Origin of the sequence: Thiemannella venezuelensis, from assembly GCF_014203605.1 — a bacterium.
In the GTDB taxonomy this organism is placed as follows: Bacteria; Actinomycetota; Actinomycetes; order Streptosporangiales; family Streptosporangiaceae; genus Planomonospora_A; species Planomonospora_A venezuelensis.
In genome coordinates, this window is the sequence record NZ_JACHJJ010000016.1 from 14,339 (window position 1) to 33,693 (window position 19,355).

The 19,355-nt window shown below is 72.1% G+C and carries 21 protein-coding genes and 1 riboswitch; of the genes, 13 read left to right on the plus strand and 8 right to left on the minus strand.

Annotated elements, in window-relative coordinates:
- The first annotated feature begins 37 nt into the window (after nucleotides 1–37).
- Genes FHS22_RS22375 through FHS22_RS22390 form a run of 4 tightly spaced genes read left to right on the plus strand, consistent with a single transcriptional unit; the run spans nucleotide 38 to nucleotide 4,041 of the window.
- Nucleotides 38–979, plus strand: a complete 942-nt coding sequence (locus tag FHS22_RS22375; RefSeq protein WP_184944497.1) for an ABC transporter permease — start codon at nucleotides 38–40, stop codon at nucleotides 977–979.
- On the plus strand, nucleotides 972–1,991 hold the full coding sequence (locus tag FHS22_RS22380) for an ABC transporter permease (RefSeq protein ID WP_184944499.1): 1,020 nt from the start codon (nucleotides 972–974) through the stop codon (nucleotides 1,989–1,991). Before FHS22_RS22375 ends, FHS22_RS22380 begins: the two co-directional genes overlap by 8 nt.
- A gap of 18 nt (nucleotides 1,992–2,009) precedes the next feature.
- The gene (locus FHS22_RS22385; protein WP_184944770.1) at nucleotides 2,010–3,041 is read left to right on the plus strand and encodes an ABC transporter ATP-binding protein; all 1,032 of its coding nucleotides are present in this window, start codon (nucleotides 2,010–2,012) and stop codon (nucleotides 3,039–3,041) included.
- Nucleotides 3,025–4,041, plus strand: a complete 1,017-nt coding sequence (locus tag FHS22_RS22390; protein ID WP_184944501.1) for an ABC transporter ATP-binding protein — start codon at nucleotides 3,025–3,027, stop codon at nucleotides 4,039–4,041. The genes FHS22_RS22385 and FHS22_RS22390 overlap by 17 nt, the downstream gene beginning before the upstream one ends.
- A gap of 85 nt (nucleotides 4,042–4,126) precedes the next feature.
- Here FHS22_RS22390 and FHS22_RS22395 read toward each other — a convergent pair whose 3' ends face one another.
- The 5 genes from FHS22_RS22395 to FHS22_RS22415 form a co-directional block, all read right to left on the minus strand.
- Nucleotides 4,127–4,480 (minus strand): hypothetical protein, encoded by a 354-nt coding sequence (locus FHS22_RS22395; protein ID WP_184944503.1) that lies wholly within the window; start codon nucleotides 4,478–4,480, stop codon nucleotides 4,127–4,129.
- A gap of 124 nt (nucleotides 4,481–4,604) precedes the next feature.
- On the minus strand, nucleotides 4,605–5,789 hold the full coding sequence (locus FHS22_RS22400) for a lipid-transfer protein (protein WP_184944504.1): 1,185 nt from the start codon (nucleotides 5,787–5,789) through the stop codon (nucleotides 4,605–4,607).
- Nucleotides 5,790–5,827: 38 nt separating this feature from the next.
- A complete protein-coding gene (locus FHS22_RS22405; RefSeq protein ID WP_184944506.1) occupies nucleotides 5,828–6,232 on the minus strand; it encodes a Zn-ribbon domain-containing OB-fold protein in 405 nt (134 codons plus the stop codon).
- A 24-nt stretch (nucleotides 6,233–6,256) separates the two neighbouring features.
- Nucleotides 6,257–7,528 carry a type VII secretion-associated serine protease mycosin gene (gene mycP, locus FHS22_RS22410; RefSeq protein WP_260408184.1) on the minus strand — a complete coding sequence of 424 codons (1,272 nt, stop codon included), beginning with the start codon at nucleotides 7,526–7,528 and terminating at the stop codon, nucleotides 6,257–6,259.
- A gap of 173 nt (nucleotides 7,529–7,701) precedes the next feature.
- Nucleotides 7,702–8,508, minus strand: a complete 807-nt coding sequence (locus FHS22_RS22415; protein ID WP_184944510.1) for an SAM hydrolase/SAM-dependent halogenase family protein — start codon at nucleotides 8,506–8,508, stop codon at nucleotides 7,702–7,704.
- A 118-nt stretch (nucleotides 8,509–8,626) separates the two neighbouring features.
- Between FHS22_RS22415 and FHS22_RS22420 the strand changes: the two genes are divergently transcribed.
- The 3 genes from FHS22_RS22420 (at nucleotide 8,627) to FHS22_RS22430 (ending at nucleotide 10,562) form a co-directional block, all read left to right on the plus strand.
- On the plus strand, nucleotides 8,627–8,929 hold the full coding sequence (locus FHS22_RS22420) for a DUF3263 domain-containing protein (RefSeq protein ID WP_184944511.1): 303 nt from the start codon (nucleotides 8,627–8,629) through the stop codon (nucleotides 8,927–8,929).
- A gap of 159 nt (nucleotides 8,930–9,088) precedes the next feature.
- Nucleotides 9,089–9,862 carry a trehalose-phosphatase gene (gene otsB / locus FHS22_RS22425; RefSeq protein ID WP_184944512.1) on the plus strand — a complete coding sequence of 258 codons (774 nt, stop codon included), beginning with the start codon at nucleotides 9,089–9,091 and terminating at the stop codon, nucleotides 9,860–9,862.
- Nucleotides 9,863–9,974: 112 nt separating this feature from the next.
- Nucleotides 9,975–10,562 (plus strand): hypothetical protein, encoded by a 588-nt coding sequence (locus tag FHS22_RS22430; protein ID WP_184944513.1) that lies wholly within the window; start codon nucleotides 9,975–9,977, stop codon nucleotides 10,560–10,562.
- A gap of 51 nt (nucleotides 10,563–10,613) precedes the next feature.
- On the opposite strand, the gene FHS22_RS22435 is transcribed toward FHS22_RS22430, so the two are convergent.
- Together FHS22_RS22435 and FHS22_RS22440 are read right to left on the minus strand one after the other, a co-directional pair.
- Nucleotides 10,614–11,858 (minus strand): MFS transporter, encoded by a 1,245-nt coding sequence (locus tag FHS22_RS22435; protein WP_184944514.1) that lies wholly within the window; start codon nucleotides 11,856–11,858, stop codon nucleotides 10,614–10,616.
- Nucleotides 11,859–11,962: 104 nt separating this feature from the next.
- Nucleotides 11,963–13,387 carry an alpha,alpha-trehalose-phosphate synthase (UDP-forming) gene (locus FHS22_RS22440; protein WP_184944515.1) on the minus strand — a complete coding sequence of 475 codons (1,425 nt, stop codon included), beginning with the start codon at nucleotides 13,385–13,387 and terminating at the stop codon, nucleotides 11,963–11,965.
- A 101-nt stretch (nucleotides 13,388–13,488) separates the two neighbouring features.
- Here FHS22_RS22440 and FHS22_RS22445 point away from each other — a divergent pair, with 101 nt between their 5' ends.
- The 6 genes from FHS22_RS22445 to FHS22_RS22470 all read left to right on the plus strand — a co-directional run bounded on the left by FHS22_RS22445 (nucleotide 13,489) and on the right by FHS22_RS22470 (nucleotide 18,931).
- Complete coding sequence (locus FHS22_RS22445) at nucleotides 13,489–14,052, plus strand: RNA polymerase sigma factor (RefSeq protein ID WP_184944516.1); 564 nt, start codon at nucleotides 13,489–13,491, stop codon at nucleotides 14,050–14,052.
- Between the two features lie 123 nt (nucleotides 14,053–14,175).
- Nucleotides 14,176–14,316, plus strand: a riboswitch (SAM riboswitch).
- A 14-nt stretch (nucleotides 14,317–14,330) separates the two neighbouring features.
- Complete coding sequence (gene thrC, locus FHS22_RS22450; protein WP_184944518.1) at nucleotides 14,331–15,605, plus strand: threonine synthase; 1,275 nt, start codon at nucleotides 14,331–14,333, stop codon at nucleotides 15,603–15,605.
- Nucleotides 15,606–15,627: 22 nt separating this feature from the next.
- The gene (locus FHS22_RS22455; protein ID WP_184944520.1) at nucleotides 15,628–15,903 is read left to right on the plus strand and encodes a MoaD/ThiS family protein; all 276 of its coding nucleotides are present in this window, start codon (nucleotides 15,628–15,630) and stop codon (nucleotides 15,901–15,903) included.
- A gap of 356 nt (nucleotides 15,904–16,259) precedes the next feature.
- Nucleotides 16,260–16,460 (plus strand): cold-shock protein, encoded by a 201-nt coding sequence (locus tag FHS22_RS22460; RefSeq protein WP_113704857.1) that lies wholly within the window; start codon nucleotides 16,260–16,262, stop codon nucleotides 16,458–16,460.
- 413 nt (nucleotides 16,461–16,873) lie between these two features.
- Complete coding sequence (gene groL, locus FHS22_RS22465; protein ID WP_184944522.1) at nucleotides 16,874–18,502, plus strand: chaperonin GroEL; 1,629 nt, start codon at nucleotides 16,874–16,876, stop codon at nucleotides 18,500–18,502.
- Between the two features lie 246 nt (nucleotides 18,503–18,748).
- Nucleotides 18,749–18,931: a hypothetical protein gene (locus FHS22_RS22470; RefSeq protein ID WP_184944524.1), complete on the plus strand. Its 183-nt coding sequence runs from the start codon at nucleotides 18,749–18,751 to the stop codon at nucleotides 18,929–18,931.
- Here FHS22_RS22470 and FHS22_RS22475 read toward each other — a convergent pair.
- The gene (locus tag FHS22_RS22475; RefSeq protein WP_184944772.1) at nucleotides 18,928–19,347 is read right to left on the minus strand and encodes a GNAT family N-acetyltransferase; all 420 of its coding nucleotides are present in this window, start codon (nucleotides 19,345–19,347) and stop codon (nucleotides 18,928–18,930) included. The genes FHS22_RS22470 and FHS22_RS22475 overlap by 4 nt on opposite strands.
- Nucleotides 19,348–19,355: the final 8 nt, after the last annotated feature.

Below are 19,355 nucleotides of genomic sequence, written 5' to 3' on the forward strand. Positions count from 1 at the left end.
CCGGGAGACGCCGGCGGAGCTGTACGAGAGGCTTGTCTTGGGCCGCTACATCATCAGGCGCCTGCTCCAGGCCATCCCCGTGCTGCTGGGCGCCACGCTGCTCATCTACGCCGTCGTCTTCGCGCTGCCCGGTGACCCGATCGCGTCGATGTACGGCGAGAAGCGGATGGATCCCGACATCATCAGGATCGTCCGTGAGCAGTACCACCTGAACGACCCCTTCATCGTCCAGTACTGGCACTACATCTCCGGGGTGTTCCAGGGAGACCTCGGCACCACGTTCGCCAAGGTCCCGGTCTCCGAGATCATCGCGGGCAAGTTTCAGGTCACGCTGAACCTCGGCCTCACCGCGCTGCTCATGGAGGCCGTCATCGGCGTGGGGCTCGGGTTCTACGCGGCGCTGCGCCGCGGCCGGGCCCAGGACACGATGGTGCTCGCCGCCACGCTGCTGCTCATCTCGATCCCCACCCTGGTCACCGGCTTCGTGCTGCAGCTCCTGCTGGGGGTCAGGCTCAGGCAGGGCACCGGGATCGAGATCTTCCCGATCTCGGGCGTCTCGGACGGGTGGCGCAGCTACCTGCTGCCCGCCTTCGTGCTGGCCGGGACCTCGATCGCGTACCTCACCCGGCTCACCAGGACCAGCCTCGCCGAGACCCTGCGCGCCGACTACATCCGCACCGCGGTGGCCAAGGGCATGCCGCGGCGCCGGGTCGTCGGGCGGCACGCCCTGCGCAACGCGCTCATCCCGCTGGTCACCTACCTCGGCGCCGACCTCGGCACGCTGATGGGCGGGGCCGTCATCACCGAGACGATCTTCAATCTGCCCGGCATCGGGCAGGAGCTGTTCCGCTCGGTCTACGAGCGCCAGCAACCCGTGGTCGTGGGCATCGTGACACTCCTGGTCCTCGTCTACATCCTGGCCAACCTGATCGTGGACCTGCTCTACGCCGTGCTCGACCCGAGGATCCGCTATGAGTGACCCCGCTGTGAGTGGCCCCGCCGTGCGCGTCGGCGGAGGTGACGGCGGGAGCGGCACCGCCCCGCGCGGCGCCGCGGCCCCCAGGGCCAGGCACGCCAGGCGCGCCAAGTCCCCCGGCGGATCCCCCGCCCGGCCCTCCCGGGGCGCGCCGGCGGGCAGGCCCGCCAGCCTCTGGAGCGACGCCTGGCACGAGCTGCGCCGCCGTCCGCTCTTCGTCGCCGCGGCCGTGCTGATCGGCGTGATCCTGCTCATGGCCGCGGTGCCCCAGCTCTTCACGTCGGTGGACCCGTACGACGCCGCGAGCTGCCGGCTGGGCGACGCCCGCCAGGCGCCGAGCGCCGCGCACTGGTTCGGCACCGACAACCAGGGATGCGACACCCTCGCCCGCACGGTCTACGGGACGCGCAACTCCCTGCTGGTGGGCCTGAGCACCACCGCCGTCACCGTCCTGGTCGGGGGACTCCTCGGCCTGGTGGCCGGGTTCCGCGGCGGGCTGCCGGACGCGCTGCTCTCCCGGGTGAGCGAGGTCTTCTTCGCGATCCCGTCGGTCCTCGGCGCGCTGCTGATCCTGGCGGTCTTCCGCACCGGCACGGTGTGGACGGTCATGCTCGCGCTGGCCGTCCTGGCCTGGCCGATGACCTTCCGCATCATGCGGGCGGCGGTGATCGCCGCCAGGGGCCAGGACTACGTGGTCGCGGCCCGGGCGCTCGGGGCCTCCGGCAGGCGGATCATGTTCCGGCACATCCTGCCCAACGCGGTCACCTCGGTGATCGTGGTCGCCACGGTCAACCTCGGCGTGTTCATCGCCGCCGAGGCGGGTCTGTCGTTCCTGGGCGTCGGCATCCAGTCGCCCGAGATCTCCTGGGGTCTCATGATCGCCGATGCTCGGCCGCGCTTCCTGGAGGCGGCGAGCCCGCTGCTGTTCCCGGCGGCGTTCCTGAGCCTGACCGTGCTGGCCTTCATCATGCTGGGCGACGCGGTGCGCGACGCCCTCGATCCGAAGCTGCGGTAGGGGGAGTTTTTCGTGAGCATGACCTCAATGCCGCCGCTGCCGGCCTGGGGAGCCCCGGAGAGCGAGCCGCTGCTCGCCGTCGAGGACCTGCACGTGGAGTTCGTCACCCGGCAGGGGACGGTGAAGGCGGTCAACGGGGTCGGCTACGCGCTGCACCCCGGCGAGACGCTCGCCGTGCTCGGCGAGTCGGGCTCGGGCAAGTCGGTGACCGCGCAGGCGATCATGGGCATCCTCGACACGCCGCCGGCCCGCGTCCCGAAGGGGCGGATCCGCTTCCGCGGCACCGACCTGCTCGGGCTCTCCGAGGACGCGCGCTCCCAGGTGCGCGGGAGCCGGATCGCGATGATCTTCCAGGACGCGCTCTCCGCGCTGAACCCGGTGTTCACCGTGGGCTCGCAGATCGCCGAGATGTTCCGGGTGCACCGGGGCATGTCCCGGCGGGACGCCGAGCGCAGGGCGGTCGAGCTCATGGACCGGGTCCGCATCCCGGGCGCCCGGCAGCGGCTGCACGACTACCCCCACCAGTTCTCCGGCGGCATGCGCCAGCGCATCATGATCGCGATGGCGATCGCGCTCGACCCGGAGGTGCTGATCGCCGACGAGCCGACCACCGCGCTCGACGTGACGGTGCAGGCGCAGATCATGGAGCTGCTCGCCGAGCTCAAGCGCGAGAGCGACATGGGCCTGATCCTGATCACCCACGATCTCGGCGTGGTGGCCGACGTCGCGGACAAGATCGTGGTCATGTACGGCGGGCGCGTCGTGGAGAACGCCCCCGTGCACGACCTCTACCGGGCCCCCGCCCACCCCTACACCAGGGGCCTGCTGGACTCGATCCCCAGGATCGACCGGAAGGGGCGGGAGCTGCACGCCATCGCGGGCATGCCGCCGAACCTGCTCGACATGCCGCCGGGCTGCGCCTTCGCCCCCCGCTGCCCCTACCGCCAGGACGACTGCGTCACCGCGGCGCCGCCGCTGCACCGGATCGGCTCGACGCGCGGCAGCGCCTGCCACTACTGGAGGGAGGTCCTCGATGGCAGCCACGGGTGATGCGATCCTCGAGGTCCGCGACCTGGTCAAGCACTTCCCGCTCACCCAGGGCGTGGTCGTGCGCAAGCAGATCGGCGCGGTCAGGGCCGTGGACGGGATCTCCTTCGACCTGCGCCGCGGCGAGACCCTCGGCATCGTGGGGGAGTCGGGCTGCGGCAAGTCCACGCTGGCCAAGCTGCTGATGGGTCTGGAGCGGCCGACCCGCGGATCGGTCCGGATCAAGGGCCGGGAGATCGCCGGGGCCAAGGGCGGCGAGCTCAAGCGGATCCGCCGCAACATCCAGCTGGTGATGCAGGACCCGTACACCTCGCTGAACCCGCGGATGACGGTCGGCGACATCGTCGGCGAGCCGTACGAGATCCATCCGGAGGCGGCGCCCAAGGGCGACCGGCGCCGCAGGGTCCAGGCGCTCCTGGAGCTCGTGGGCCTCGACCCCGACCACGTCAACCGGTACCCGCACCAGTTCTCCGGCGGGCAGCGCCAGCGCATCGGCATCGCCAGAGGGCTGGCGCTCCAGCCGGAGGTCATCGTCTGCGACGAGCCGGTCTCCGCGCTCGACGTCTCGATCCAGGCCCAGGTGGTCAACCTGCTGGCGCGGCTGCAGCGGGATCTCGGCCTGTCCTACGTCTTCATCGCCCACGACCTGTCGGTGGTCCGGCACATCGCCGACCGGGTCGGCGTGATGTACCTGGGCAAGATGGTCGAGCTCGGCAGGGACGCCGAGGTCTACGGCCAGCCGGCGCACCCCTACACCCAGGCGCTGCTCTCGGCCGTGCCGGTCCCCGACCCCGAGGGGCGCGAGCGCCGCGAGCGGATCGTGCTGCGGGGGGACCCGCCCTCCCCGGCGAACCCGCCCTCGGGCTGCCGGTTCCGCACCAGGTGCTGGAAGGCGCAGGAGGTCTGCGCCCAGCAGGAGCCGCCGCTGCAGCTGCGGCCGGGCACCTGGCACGAGAGCGCCTGCCACTTCCCGCAGATCCACGACGTGATCCGCGCCTTCTGAGGCGCACGGGAGAGGGGTTTCCCCACCGGGGGAAGGACCCTCTCCCGTGCACGGGGCGGCGGCCGGCGCGGTGGCCGCACGCGGGTCAGCCCTGCAGGCCGTTGAACAGCTTGCCGAGGAGGCCGCCGGCGAGGCTGGTGAGCGGGTTGCCGCCGCCACCGCCGAGCAGGCTGCCGAGCTGGCCGCCCACCGGGCTCCCGCCGCCGGCCTGCTCGGGGCCGTGCCCCTGCTCCGGCCCGTGTCCCTGCTCGGGGCCGTGCCACTGCTCAGGGCCCTGGCCCTGCTCCGGGCCGTGCCACTGCTCCTGCTCCGGACCGTGCCACTGCTCCTGCATGCCGTTCTCCTGCGGCTGGGGCCAGGGGTCGGCGGACGCGACGGCGGCCGTGCCGACGACGGCGAGGCAGGCGATGGCGGAGGCGGCGATGATGCGACGGACCATGATGTTTCCCCCGAAGGAATCCCGGGCAGGACACGCGAATATCCGGCCGCGTTCCGTGCCCACATGACTACGCGTTGGCGCCTAGCAGTATGGGCCTCCGTCCGCCGCGGCGCATGAAGGCACGTCAACTAACGGCGATGATGGCCGATCCATGACCGAACAGGCCCTGGTTGGCGGCCAGACCTGCCCTGGCGTTGACCACCTGGCGGGCTCCCGCCGTACCGCGCAGCTGCCGGGCGAGTTCGCACACCTGAGCGATCGCCTGCGCCGGGATGGCCTCGCCGAAGGAGGCGAGCCCCCCCGAGGGGTTCACCGGGATCCGGCCGCCGAGCGCGGTGTCCCCGGCGCGCAGGAGCTTGCCCGCCTCGCCCGGCGGGGCCAGCCCGACGTCCTCGGCCCAGTCGAGCTCCAGCGCGGTGGACAGGTCGTAGACCTCGGCGAACGACAGGTCCTGCGGGCCGATCCCGGCCTCCTCGTAGGCGGCGTGGGCGATGGAGGCGCGGAAGGTCCGCTCGGGGGGCGGCACGGCCGCGGTCGAGTCGGTGGCGAAGCACGGCAGTTCGAGAACGGTGTTGGGGAAGGCGGGGGTGACCGTGGAGACGGCGGCGAGGCGCACCGCCGTGCTCAGGCCGCGGCGGCGGGCGTAGTCCGCCGAGGCGAGGACCACCGCGGCGCCGCCGTCGGAGGTGGCGCAGATGTCCATGAGCCGGAGCGGGTCGGCCACCATCGGGGAGGCGAGGACCTCCTCGGCGGTCGCGGTCCTGCGGTAGCGGGCGTTCTCGTTCAGCGAGCCGGCCAGCGCGTTCTTGACCTTGACCGCGGCGAAGTCCTGCGGGGTGTCGCCGTACAGGGCCATCCGCCTGCGCGCGTAGAGCGCGAAGTACGCCGGGTTGGTGGCGCCGAGCAGTCGGAACCTGAGCCAGTCGGGGTCGTCCGGGCGGTCGCCGCCCACCGGTCTGAAGAAGCCCTTGGGCGTGGAGTCGGCCCCGACGACCAGCGCCACGTCGCACAGGCCCGCCAGGATGCGGGTGCGGGCGATGTCGATCGCCTGCGCGCCCGAGGCGCACGCCGCGTAGCAGGAGGCGATCCGCGCACCCGTCCAGCCGAGCGCCTGGGCGAAGGTGGCTCCGGCGACGAAACCGGGGTATCCGTTCCTGATCGTGTCGGCGCCCACCACGTACTGGACCTCGGTCCAGTCCAGGCCCGCGTCGCGCAGCGCGGCCCGGGCGGCGGCCACGCCGTACTCGGTGAAGGGCCGCCCCCACTTGCCCCAGGGGTGCATTCCGGTGCCCGCGATGACGACGTCCACGCGTTATCCCATCCTCGTGCCGGTGCCGGGCCGCGCGCTCACGGCCGGCCCCACATCCAGACCTCCGGGCCGTCCGCGAGCGCGCCCGAGGTCAGCTCCAGTTCCATTCCGACGCGCAGGTCCTCCACGGCCAGGTCCTTCACCTGTCCCAGCACGACGATCCCCTCCTCGGACAGCTCCACCGCCGCCAGGGTCACCGGCGTGTACGGCTCCGCCGCCACGAACGGGGCGGGGGGCGGGTAGCAGGCGTTGGTGTAGGACCAGACGGTGCCGCGCCGGGAGAGGCGCGCGGGGGCCAGGTCCTCCCCCGCGCAGTGCGGGTTGCGGCAGAACCCCGTCTGGGGAGGGAAGTAGACGGTCCGGCAGTCGGCGCAGCGGGTGCCGAGCAGGTACACGGCGCCGTCGTCGGTGACGAACCAGCCGTCGATCGCGGGTGCGGCCATGGACCGATATTACACAAGCGCTTGTTAGGTGACATCCCCTCCGGGAGGAGGGCCGGAGGGGCGGGGCCGGGCGGCCGGGAGCGGCGGGCGTCCCCGGCGGCGGCGTCCGGCCAGCCGGTGGAGCGCGAGGACGAGGACGAACAGGACCAGCGCGGCGCAGACGGCCTGGCGCGAGTCCGCCATCGCGTCCCGCCCGGTGACGGTGGCCGCGGTCGGCACGGCGGCGCCCGCGTCCTCGCCGGAGACCGCGGCCGTGCCCTCGCCGGAGGCGCCCCGCGGGGGGACGCGCGCCCGGAGCGGCCGCTGCCGTGCCCCGGCCGCCTGCTCCAGCGCGCGGGCGGCGTTGACCACGCCGTGGCCGTAGGCGGGATCGTGGCCCTCGGCGGGTGGACGGGTGGCGCCGCGCTCGACGGCCCGGCGGACCTGCGCCGGACTCAGCTCGGGGAACTCCGCCCTGACCAGCGCCGCGACCCCGGCGACCAGGGCGGCGGCCGAGCTCGTGCCGTCCGTGACGACGTAGGATCCGGTCCTGTCGGCGGTGACGATCCCGGTGCCCGGCGCGACCACCGAGAGGTCGTCCTGGCGGTTGGAGAAGGGCGCCACCCGCATGTTCTCGTCCACCGCGCCCACCGAGATGACGCCCGGGTAGGCGGCGGGGAAGTTCTTCCGGCCGGGGCCCGCGCCGTCGTTGCCGGAGGAGGCCACCAGCACCACGCCCCGGCCGAGCGCGTACCGCACCGCGCGCTGCTCGGCCGCCGAGCCCTCCCACGACCCGCTGCCGCATCCCAGGGACATGTTGATCACCTGGGCGCCGTGGTCCACGGCGTAGCGGATGCCCCGGGCGAGCGCGTTCCCGCCCCGCTGCCTGGCCCGGCCGCGCCGGGGGTCGTCGTTCTCCAGCGCCACCCGGACCGAGAGGATCGTCGAGCCGGGGGCGACCCCCAGCACCCCGGCGGTACGGCCGCCGCCGTGCCCGCGCCCGGCGATGAGACTGGCCATGGCCGTGCCGTGGCGGCCCCACAGGGACTCCCGGCGCGCGGTCCCCGTCAGGTCGGGACCCTCGACGACCGCGCCCGCCAGATCGGGGTGGGCGGGATCGACCCCCGTGTCCAGCACCGCGACGACCACGCCCTCGCCGCGGGTCGTCCGCCAGGCTTCCGGCGCGTCCAGCGGGGCCAGCGCCCACTGCCGGGCCCGCTGGTGCACGGGGACCGGGGGGTCGTCGGGACCGCGGACCGAGGGCCAGGCGAAGGCGACCAGGGAGATCGTGATCAGGATCGCGCCGAGCGCGTGCATGCGGGACACGGCGACCTCGTCGGAGGGGAGACGGCAGGTGCGGGTGGGGGGATTCTGGCATGTGGTCCCGCGATGAAACCGGCGCTTTCGGTAAACGGAGCGATACGTACTGTTAGTCTCTTTGGTAACAACAGTCCCATATGTGAGGGATGGGCTCGTGCGGCTCCGGGCCCTCAGGGGGCCGGGGAGAGCCGTACGTGAGCGCCCGGGGGCAGGCCGAGACGCTGCGAGGCGTCACCGGAGTTGATCGCCAGCGCGATGAGCCCGGCCGAGTCGGTGAAGGCGACCACCTCGCCCGGAGGCACCGCGGCGAACGTCTCCCGGAACGGGACGGAGATCTGCCGCCGGCCCAGCCGTACCGCCAGGGTGCCCCCCGGCCGGGCCCCCAGCCCGGCCAGGTCGCCCGCGCCGATCGAGAGCTGCACGTTGCCGTAGTGGTCCACCGAGAGCACCTCGCCCTCCACCACGCCCTCCCGCACCAGGGAGGTCGGCGTCGGGAAGCTGGCCAGCCGGTCCAGCGGGACCTGCGGCCCCAGGCCGGCCGGGTCCCGCCCGGCCGCCAGGTGGGCGGCGACCGGCGCGAAGACGTCGCGTCCCAGGAAGGTCGGGGAGACCGGCCGCAGGAACAGCTCCTCGTCGGTGATCTCGTAGGCCGCCCCGGCCCCGCCGACGGCCTGGGCCGCCCACGACAGCACTCCGTTGTCCGGGCCGAGGAGGACGTGGTCGCCGGCCGTGACCGCCACGGCCCGGCGCGAGCGGCCGCCGTCGGGGTCGATCACGGCGACGTGCACGCCCGCGGGGAGGTAGGGGATCGTCTGCGCCAGGATCGCCGCGCCACGCCGTACGTCGCCGGAGGGGACCAGATGGCAGACGTCGATGATCCGCGTCTGCGGCGCGATCCGGGCGATCACGCCGTGGCACGCGGCGACGTAGCCGTCTTCCAGGCCGTAGTCAGTGAGGAGGGTGATGACAGAGGTCACATCTGGTGACTGTACGTCTCCATATCCGCCATGAACAGCCGGAAGTTCCCGACTATCCTGGCTTCGGGCCGCGTGCGCGCGGTGGGATCACCGCGTGCCCGACCGAGGAGGACCGCCAATGGACACTGCGCCGATTCCCGGTGACAGTGCTGCCCGGAAACCAGCCTTGCGGGCTCTCACGGAGAGGGAGAAGAACCTGCTCGCCTTCGAGCGCCAATGGTGGCGTTACGCGGGCGCCAAGGAGCAGGCCGTCCGCGAGGCGTTCGACATCTCCGCCACCCGTTACTACCAGTTGCTCGGCGAGCTCATCGACAGACCCGAGGCGCTCGCCCACGATCCGATGCTGGTCAAGCGCCTGCGCCGGCTCCGGGACGCCCGCAGGCGCGACCGCGCCGCCCGAAGACTGGGCCTACGTCCCTGATATCCGGGTACGGCCGGAAAGTGCCTCCTGTGCACTGCTGTGACAGGAGGCGCGATCCGGGCGGCCGCCCGGACAGGAGGACGTCCCGGAAGGCAGGACCGTGATGCGTCAAGGACACCCCGGCCCCGGACGCCGGGGTCTCCCCGCTGGAGACGATCGATGACCGAAGGACTGGAAGCGATCCTGGACGATCCCGCCGGAGCGGTGATCGGCCTCGACTTCGACGGCACGCTCGCCCCGATCGTGCCCGATCCGGAGGCGGCCAGGATCCACCCGGCCGGTCCCGGGGTGCTGGCCAGGCTCGGTGACCTGGTCGGCTCCCTGGTGGTCGTCACCGGCCGCCCCGCCGGCACGGCCGTCGAGTACGGCTCCCTGGCCCGGGTGCCGGGACTGGTCGTGCTCGGCCACTACGGCCTCGAACGCTGGGAGGCGGGCCGGCTCACCGCCCCGCCCCCCCACCCCGGCCTGGACCTGGTCAGGGCCGAGCTGCCCCGGCTCGTCGCCGGGCTCGCCGGGGCCAGGATCGAGGACAAGGGCCGCTCCGTCGCCGTGCACACGCGCCGGGCCTCCGCTCCGCAGGCCGCGCTCGACGCGCTGCGCGAGCCGGTCGGCGCGCTGGCCGCCGCGACCGGCCTGGCGGTCGAGCCGGGCAAGTTCGTGCTGGAGCTCCGCCCGCCCGGGATGGACAAGGGCGTGGCGCTCGGGGCCTTCCTGGAGGAGCGCTCGGCGCGTTCGGTGCTGTTCGCCGGGGACGACCTGGGGGACCTGGCGGCGTTCGCGGCCGTGCGGGCGTCCGGGCTGCCGGGGGTGACGGTGTTCAGCGGATCCGCCGAGCTCAGCGTGGAGGCCGACCTCGTGGTGGACGGCCCCTCCGGGGTGGTCGGCCTCCTCGGCTCCATCGCCGACGCGCTCTCGGCGCGGCGCCCGGTGTAGCGCGGACCGGCGCTCCCGGGGCCCCCGCTCCGGGCGGACGGTCCCGGGGCGTGCGGGCGCGTACAACCGCCCGTTAAGCGAACGGCAAGCGGGCGTCGCTAGCGTGCACGGCATGAGAAAGCGCTCCATCGTCATCGCCGCGCTGGCCGGCTCCGCCCTCCTCGCGGCGCCCGCGGTCGCCTCCGCCTCCCCGGCCGCCGAGGCCTCCGCCGCCGGGACGAAGACCGTGTCCTTCCGCGGGATGAACCTGAAGGTGCCCTCCGGCTGGCAGGTGCACCGGGATGGCGACTGGATGCTCGTGCAGACCGGAAAGTGCGAGACGCCCGCCTACTTCGCCCCGAAGTGCCAGGGCTTCTGGGTCCTCGGCCCGAAGGCGATCAAGTACGGTGACGAAGGGTTCGACCCCTACACCGGCGAGCAGCCGTTCTACCCCGCGAGCGACGTGCAGCGGTGCCCCTTCAACGGCAGGTACGGCCAGGTCCTCGGCAAGCCCACCGCGCTCGGCCTGCGCCAGGTCGGCCGCGGGCACAAGGCGAAATACGTGTCCTGGTTCGGCCGGTGCGTGAAGGACGGCAACGGCGAGCAGACGGCCACCTTCGACCAGCGCGAGTGGTTCCTGCCCGCGTCGAAGATCCTCGTGGTGGACGTGTGGAGGACGCCGGGGCTGCCGAACATCCTGAAGAACGCCACCTGGAGGTGACCATGATCTCCCCGGCGGGCGATGGCTTCGCGGACTGCCCGCCGGGGGCTCTCAGCGGCCGGCTGAGAGCACCCCGCCGGCGGCCAGGCCGATGAGGGCGGGGACCAGGAGGAACGCCTGCCGGGTGCCGAACCCGTCGGCCAGCGCGCCCAGCAGGAACGGCCCGGCCCCGACCGCGAGACCGGAGAAGACCGAGGCCACGGCCGAGGCCCGGTCCGGTCGGCCGGCCGAGGCGTCGAGCACGCGGGCCAGCGCCAGCGGGAAGTGCAGCGAGACTCCGAGGCCGGACAGCGCCACGCCCAGGTAGGACAGGACCGGGTCCCCGCTCGTCCACAGGATCGCCCAGCCCGCGCAGGTGAGGGCGAGCGCGCCCACCAGCAGGGTGGCGGGCGGGACCCGCAGGGCCAGCCGGGCCCCGCCCCACCGCCCGGCCGCGATGCCCGCGGTGAACGCGGTCAGCGCGGTCGCCGCCTCGGCGGCCGAGAGCCCGGTCTGGGCGGAGACCAGTTCGGCCGCCCACAGGTTGAAGGAGAACTCCAGCGCGACGCAGCAGAACAGCACCGCGCCGGCCAGGTAGAACCGCCGCCCGAACCGCCCCGCGCCCACCGGAGCGGCGACCCCGGCGGGGGCCCCGGCTCCGGCCGGGGTCCCGGCGGCGGCTCCGGCCGGGGTCCGGGCCGCGGTCCCGCCGGTGCCCCCGGCCGCGGCTCCGGCGGCCTTCTCCCCGGGGATCCAGACGCGGCCCATGACGAGGGCGAGCAGGACGGTCACGACCGGGGTCATGACCAGCGCCACCCGCCAGCCCAGCGCGCTCTGCGCGGCGAAGCTCACCGCGAACGGCACCGCGACGCCGACGGTCACGCCGACGGCGTTGGCCTCGCTGATCGCCGCGGCGCCCGCCGGGCCGTGGTGGTCGCTGAGCACGGCCATGCCCGAGTAGAGGGTGAGCGAGGCCATCCCGCTGGCGACGCCGTACCCGAGGAGGGTGATCGGGAGGGCGTCGCCGACGGCCACCAGCAGCACGCCGGCGTTCATCCCCGCCAGGCCGGTCCAGGTGACGGCCCGGCGGCCGAACCTGCGGGTCAGCCAGGGGAGGGCCAGGCCGGTGAGGACGGCGCCGACGGCCATCGCGGTGCCGTGCAGGCCGGCGACCGCCTGGGTGACGCCCTGGTCGATGCGGAGCAGCGGCAGGACCGCGCTGAGGCCGTACAGGTAGGTGGCGAACGCGGCGAGCTGCAGGTAGATGAGCCAGGTGGCGCGATCACGGACCAGTCTGACGGGCGCGATCGTGGTCACTGCGTCTCCCCCGAGCGGACGAAAGTTGAAATGTCCACGAAAACTATCTCACCCGGTCGGGAACGCCCGCGGGACCGGTCCACGGGGACCGCCGGGGCGGGGGTTCACTGCAGGGCGGTGAGCTGCTCGGCGAACCAGCGGTGCGGAGGGAGCGCGGTGGCGGCGGCGGCCAGCCGGGCGCCGCGCCGCACGCGCTCCTCCTCGGGCATGACCAGCCCCCGGTGCAGCGCCGCGGCCGTGGCCGTGACGTCGTAGGGGTTGACCACCAGCGCGTGCTCGCCCAGCTCCGCGGCCGCCCCCGCCTCGCGGGACAGGACCAGCGCGCTGTCCGGGGAGAGCACGGGCCCCTCCTTGGCCACCAGGTTCATGCCGTCGCGGATCGGGTTGACCAGCAGCACGTCGGCCAGGCGGTAGGCGGCCAGCGAGCGCGGGTAGTCGTCGTTGACGTTGAGGATCAGGGGGTCCCAGTCCTCGGTGGCGTACTCGTCCTCGATCTCCTTGGCGCAGCGCTGCACCGCGGCGGTGTACTCGCGGTACTCGGGCAGGTCGTGCCGGGACGGGTAGGCGAAGGCCAGGTGCACGACGCGGCCGTGCCACTCCGGGTGCGCGCCGAGGAACTCCCGGTAGGCGCTCAGCCCCCGGACGATGTTCTTGGACAGCTCGGTCCGGTCGATCCTGACGATCAGCTTCCGGTCGCCGACCTGGTCGCGCAGGGCCGCCATGTTCGACTCGACGTCGGGCTCGCTCGCCCGGGCCCAGAGCGCCTCGCCGTCCACGCCCAGCCCGTGCACGCCGATCCGGGTGGTCCGCCCGGCGTGGGAGACGGTACGGCTCACGCGGTCGACTCCGGCGCCGAGCAGCCGCTCGCAGCAGTCCATGAAGGCCCCGGCCCAGCGCGCGGTCAGGAACCCCGCGTGGTCGGCGCCCAGGATGCCTTCCAGGACCTCGGCGGCGACGTCGTCGGGGAGCAGGGCGAAGTACTCCGGGGGCGCCCACGGGGTGTGCGAGAAGTGCGCGATCCGCAGGTCGGGCCGTTCGACCCGGAGCATGGCCGGGGTGAGGGTCAGGTGGTAGTCCTGCACCATCACCCGCGCCCCGTGCCCGGCCTCCTCGGCCAGGGCCAGCGCGAACGCCGCGTTGTAGGACTGGTAGGACTCCCACTCCCGGCGGAAGCGGGCGTCGAAGTGCGGCGTGTTGGGCGTGTCGTAGAGCAGGTGGTTGACGAACCAGAGGGTGGAGTTGGCCACCGCGTTGTAGGCGCGGTGGAAGGTGGCCGGGGGGATGTCGAGCATCCGCAGGGCGCCGGTGTCGTAGCCCGCCTGGTCGAGGCGGCCGCCGGGCGCCTGCCGTACGGCGGCGCGGTCGCCGTCGGAGAGCGCGGCGCAGACCCAGAGCACCTTCAGGTCCCTGGCCACCTCCGACAGGCCGGAGACCAGGCCGCCGCCGCCCCTGCGCATGGACAGCGAGCCGTCCTCGGAGGTGGTGAATGAGAAGGGGCCACGGTTGGAGGCCACCAGGATCGCGTTCATGGGCATCCCTCGCCGGCGGACGTGCTTGCCACGAAGGTTAACCTTCCATGACCTTCGCCCGTAGGATATGCAGCGACTGTGACCGCTGATGGGGGCTCGTGATGGCGCTGGACGAGACGACCGAGGAACTGGCCCGCGCGGCCGCCCGCGGCGACCACCGCGCCCTGGGCGAGCTGCTCAAGCGGATCGAGCCCGACGTGCTGCGGCACTGCGGGCGGATCCTGCCCTACCGGCAGGACGCCGAGGAGGCGAGCCAGGACACCCTGCTGGCGGTGGCCCGCAACATCGGCCGCTTCGAGGGCCGGGCCAGGTTCAGCACCTGGCTGCACATCGTGACCGCCAACTGCGCCCGGACCACCTACCGCTCGCTGAAGCGCCGGGCCGCCGAGCAGAGCTCCGACGAGCTGCCGCTGCAGAAACCCGACGTCGCCCGGGTGAGCGTGATCGCGGGGTCCCGGCTGGACCTGCTCGACGCGATGGAGGCGCTGGAGGCGTCCAAGCCGGAGCTGGCGCAGGCGCTGGTGCTGCGCGACATCTGCCAGCTCGACTACAACGAGGTGGCCGAGCAGCTCGGCATCCCGCTCGGCACCGCCAAGTCCCGCATCCACCAGGCCCGCAAGTACGTGCAGGGAGCGCTGGGCGACGCCTACGGCCTCCGGTCCTGAGCGGAGCCGGCCGTCCACCAGATAACACACGGCGTCTCGCGAAGTGAGATGAGTGGTGGAGCACGGCGACGGGCAAGGTAGAGTGCAGGTGACCTGCCAGCCAGGTCGCGACAACTTCATATGTGCTCATCCAGAGGGGTGGAGGGACCGGCCCTGCGAAGCCCCGGCAACCCTCCCGGTTCAAGACTCGTGATCTGACGAGGTCGGCCGGGACAGGTGCCAATTCCGGTCTGCGACCAAGGTGGCCGCAGACGAAGATGAGGGAAAGGCCTCGCTTCATGGCGCTCACGACCGCTGAAACCACCCCCGCTCTCGTCCGCGACCTGGACTTCGGCCCCGCCGTCGCGCTGTCCTGCCGGGAGTGCGGAGCCCGCTACGACCTCGGTCCCAGCTTCGCCTGTACCGAGTGTTTCGGTCCCCTCGAAATCGCCTACGAGTTCCCGAAGGTCACCCGCGAGCAGATCGCCGCGGGGCCGGCCAACATCTGGCGCTACCGCTCGCTGCTCCCGGTCCCGGCGGACGTGACGGACAAGCCCAACATGGCCCCCGGCTGGACCAAGCTGGTCAAGGCCGACAACCTCGCCCGGGAGCTGGGCCTGCGCTCCCTGCACGTGAAGGACGACTCCGGCAACCCCACGCACTCCTTCAAGGACCGCGTGGTGGCCATCGCCGTCGAGGCGGCGCGCAACTTCGGCTTCCACACCCTGTCCTGCTCCTCCACCGGCAACCTCGCGGGCGCGGTCACCGCGGCCGCCGCCCGCGCCGGGCTGGACGCCTGCGTGTTCATCCCCGCCGACCTGGAGCAGGCCAAGATCGTCATGGCCTCGGTGTACGGCGGGCGCCTCGTCGGCATCGACGGCACCTACGACGACGTGAACCGCTTCTGCTCCGAGCTCATCGGCGACGAGCTGGGCGACAAGTGGGGCTTCGTCAACGTCAACCTCCGCCCGTACTACGCCGAGGGCTCCAAGACGCTGGCCTACGAGATCGCCGAGCAGCTCGGGTGGCGGCTCCCGGACCAGATCGTCATCCCGGTGGCCTCCGGCTCCCAGCTCACGAAGATCGACAAGGGGTTCAAGGAGCTGATCGCCCTCGGTCTCGTCGAGGAGAAGCCGTACAAGATCTTCGCCGCCCAGGCCGAGGGCTGCTCCCCGGTCTCGTCCGCGTACAAGGCGGGCCACGACGTGATCCGGCCGGTGAAGCCCGACACGATCGCCAAGTCGCTGGCGATCGGCAACCCGGCGGACGGCCCGTACGTCCTGGACATCGCCCGGCGTACCGGCGGCGCGGTGGAGGACGTCACGGACGCCGAGATCGTCGAGGCGATCCGGCTGCTGGCCAGGACCGAGGGCGTCTTCGCGGAGACCGCGGGCGGCGTCACCGTCGGCGTGCTGCGCAAGCTGGCCGCCGAGGGCAGGATCGACCCCGACGCCGAGACGGTGGTCCTCAACACCGGCGACGGTCTGAAGACCCTCGACGCGGTCGCCGACCAGGCGCGTCCCGCCGCGGTCATTCGCCCTTCCCTCGACGCGTTCCGTACGGCTTTCGCGTAAGAACTCCTGAAAGGTCTTAGACATGTCTGTTTCTGTGCGGATTCCGACGATCCTGCGCACGTATACCAACGGCTCGGCAGAAGTGAGCGGGCAGGGCGCGACCCTCCGCGAGGTTCTCCAGAAGCTCGACGCGGACTTCCCCGGCATCGGTGCCCGCATTCTTGATGAAACGGGCAGGATCCGTCGTTTCGTCAACGTCTACGTCGGAGAAGAGGACGTCCGTTTCGCGGACAACCTCGACACCGCCACGCCGGACGGCGTCCAGGTCTCCATCATCCCGGCGGTCGCCGGAGGCTGAAGCCGCGCCCCTCTGGCCCTCTCCGTGCCCCTGCGGGGCCTTCGAGGGGCCTCCCGCAGCGTTCCCCGACACCCGCACCGGCTCCGGCCGCGTGCGGGTGTCGTGCTCTGCGGCGGGAGTCCGCTTCTGGGACGCAATGAAATAATGCAAACTTGAACTAACTAATCGTGATAGCAAACTTCTGCTACGTATTAAAAGGGTTCCTAAAGCATTGATCGGTGATTGACTCTGTTGCCCCACGGTGTCCCACAGGTATGGTCGAGAACGATCGACGCGGGCGGTGCTCCGCCCCGGAGATCGAGGACCGCGCGAGTGGAATGGGCGCGGCTCTCAAAGTCCGGTAAGAGGAGTCGGAAGTGGCGCAGGGCACCGTCAAATGGTTCAACGCGGACAAGGGCTACGGCTTCATCGCGGTAGACGGTGGTAAGGATGTTTTCGTCCATTACTCCGCGATCATGATGGATGGCTACCGTGCGCTCGAGCAGGGCCAGCGGGTCGAGTTCGAGATCACCCAGGGTCAGAAGGGTCCCCAGGCGGAGTCCGTCCGGACCGTCTGAGGCCCTCCGTCGCGTCGGGGAGAGCTGCCGGCGGACCCCGGGGCAGCGCAGTCCGCGTGGGTCCCCGCACCTGTCGGCCCGGCCCGCCTCATCCGGTGGGCCGGGCCCTCGCGTCTCCGGAGCCTTCTTCCGCTCCTCCGTCCCCGTCTCCTCTGCTTCGCCCCCTCTGTCGCCTCCTGTCCCGGCCGGAGGGGCCTTCCCGTCTTCGCCCTGAGCTGATCCCAGGTCAGGATGGCCGAGGCTTGCACTCGGCAGGGTAGAGTGCTAAACAATTCGTTGGCACTCTCTGTTTGAGAGTGCCAACCCTGGATCGAGGCGATGGGGCCCGCCGAACGGAGTCGCGGGCCCGCATGCCGTCGCGGGCGTCGGCTCGATCCGGTGCACGCCACCCCGTGTTTGGGAGGTCTAGCCGTATGGCAGCCAAGATGATCGCGTTTGACGAGGACGCCCGGCGCGGTCTCGAGCGCGGTATGAACCAGCTCGCGGACGCCGTCAAGGTGACCCTCGGCCCCAAGGGCCGCAACGTCGTGCTGGAGAAGAAGTGGGGCGCCCCCACGATCACCAACGACGGTGTCTCCATCGCCAAGGAGATCGAGCTCGAGGACCCGTGGGAGAAGATCGGGGCCGAGCTCGTCAAGGAAGTCGCCAAGAAGACCGACGACGTCGCGGGCGACGGCACCACCACCGCCACCGTGCTCGCTCAGGCTCTGGTCCGCGAGGGCCTTCGCAACGTCGCCGCCGGCGCCAACCCGATGTCCCTGAAGAAGGGCATCGAGGCCGCCGTCGAGCGCGTCTCCGAGGAGCTCTCCAAGCTGGCCAAGGACGTGGAGACGAAGGCGCAGATCGCCTCCACCGCCTCCATCTCCGCGGGCGACGCGCAGATCGGCGAGATGATCGCCGAGGCGATGGACAAGGTCGGCAAGGAAGGCGTCATCACCGTCGAGGAGAGCAACACCTTCGGCCTGGAGCTCGAGCTCACCGAGGGCATGCGCTTCGACAAGGGTCTGATCTCGATGTACTTCGTGACCGACCCCGAGCGCATGGAGGCCGTCCTCGACGACCCGTACATCCTGGTCGTCAACTCCAAGGTCTCCGCCAACAAGGACCTGCTCCCGGTCCTCGACAAGGTCGTGCAGGCCGGCAAGCCGCTGCTGATCATCGCCGAGGACGTCGAGGGCGAGGCCCTGGCCACCCTGGTCGTCAACAAGATCCGCGGCCTGTTCAAGTCCGTCGCCGTCAAGGCCCCGGGCTTCGGCGACCGCCGCAAGGCCATGCTGGGCGACATCGGCATCCTGACCGGCGCCCAGGTCATCAGCGAGGACCTCGGCCTCAAGCTCGAGTCCACCACGCTGGACCAGCTCGGCCGCGCCCGCCAGGTCATCGTCACCAAGGACGAGACCACGATCGTCGACGGCGCCGGTGACGCCGAGCAGATCGCCGGCCGGGTCAACCAGATCCGCGCCGAGATCGAGAACACCGACTCCGACTACGACCGCGAGAAGCTCCAGGAGCGCCTCGCCAAGCTGGCCGGCGGCGTCGCCGTCATCAAGGCCGGCGCGGCGACCGAGGTCGAGCTCAAGGAGCGCAAGCACCGCATCGAGGACGCCGTCCGCAACGCCAAGGCGGCCGTCGAGGAGGGCATCGTCCCCGGCGGCGGTGTCGCGCTGCTGCAGGCCGGCGCCAAGGCCTTCGACAAGCTGGAGCTGGCCGGCGACGAGGCCACCGGTGCCGCGATCGTCCGCAAGGCGCTCGAGGAGCCGCTGAAGCAGATCGCCGTCAACGCCGGCCTCGAGGGCGGCGTCGTGGTGGAGAAGGTGCGCAACCTCACCCCGGGTGAGGGCCTCAACGCCGCCTCCGGCGAGTACGTCAACATGTTCGAGTCGGGCATCATCGACCCGGCCAAGGTGACGCGTTCCGCTCTGCAGAACGCGGCGTCCATCGCGGCGCTGTTCCTCACCACCGAGGCCGTCATCGCCGAGAAGCCCGAGAAGGCCGCGGCCGCTCCCGGCGGCATGCCGGGCGGCGGCGACATGGACTTCTGAGTCCGTCGCCTGAACACAGAAGAGGCCGGTCCCGCCACGGGACCGGCCCTTTCTTTCTCCGCCTCCGGCACGCCGTACGGCCCGGCTCCTCGGGGTCCGGCACCTCCCGGTACGGCCAGGCGGCTCCCGGTCGCCGTTTGGCGGATCGCACAGCCGCCCCCCCGGGATTTGTTGGCCGCCGAGGTATCCCCTCTCCGGACCGCTCGGTAGAACCGAGGAGATTCAACCTCCACGGAAGGCGGTTCCATGAAACGTCGGATCGCGAGCGTGGCCCTGGCGGCCACGGCCCTGCTCGCCGTCGCTCCCGCCGCTCACGCCGGGACGGCCCAGGCCGGGACGTGCATCAGGATTCCTCACATCTGGCTCTACAGCGGGCCTCCGAACGGCCTCCCGATCCTCGTGTTCGATTGGAAAACGATCTGCTTCTAGCCGAGCGGCTTGACCCAGCGGGACCATTGGGGCTGGGGAGCGTAACCGGCGGCGGCCCAGGCGTGATGGGCGAGCTCGTTGCCGTGCAGCACCATCGCGTCGGCCCGGAACGCGCCGAACGCCGCGAAGCGCTCCTCGGCCGCCCGGATCAGCGCGCTCCCGATCCCCTGCCGCCGCCGTGCCGGGTCCACGGCCAGCCGGTAGAGGTGGGCCCGCCAGCCGTCCCACCCCGCGATCAGCGTCCCGGCCATCGCCCCGTCGATCTCGGCGATGAGCACGGCCTCGGGATCACGCTCGATGAGCGCCTTCACCTTGGCCGGGTCGTCGTGCCGGTCGGTCCCCTCCGCCGCCGCCAGCCAGAAGGCCAGCAGCGCCTCGACATCCTCAATCCGCCCATATCGGATGATCATCTCCATGTCCGGGG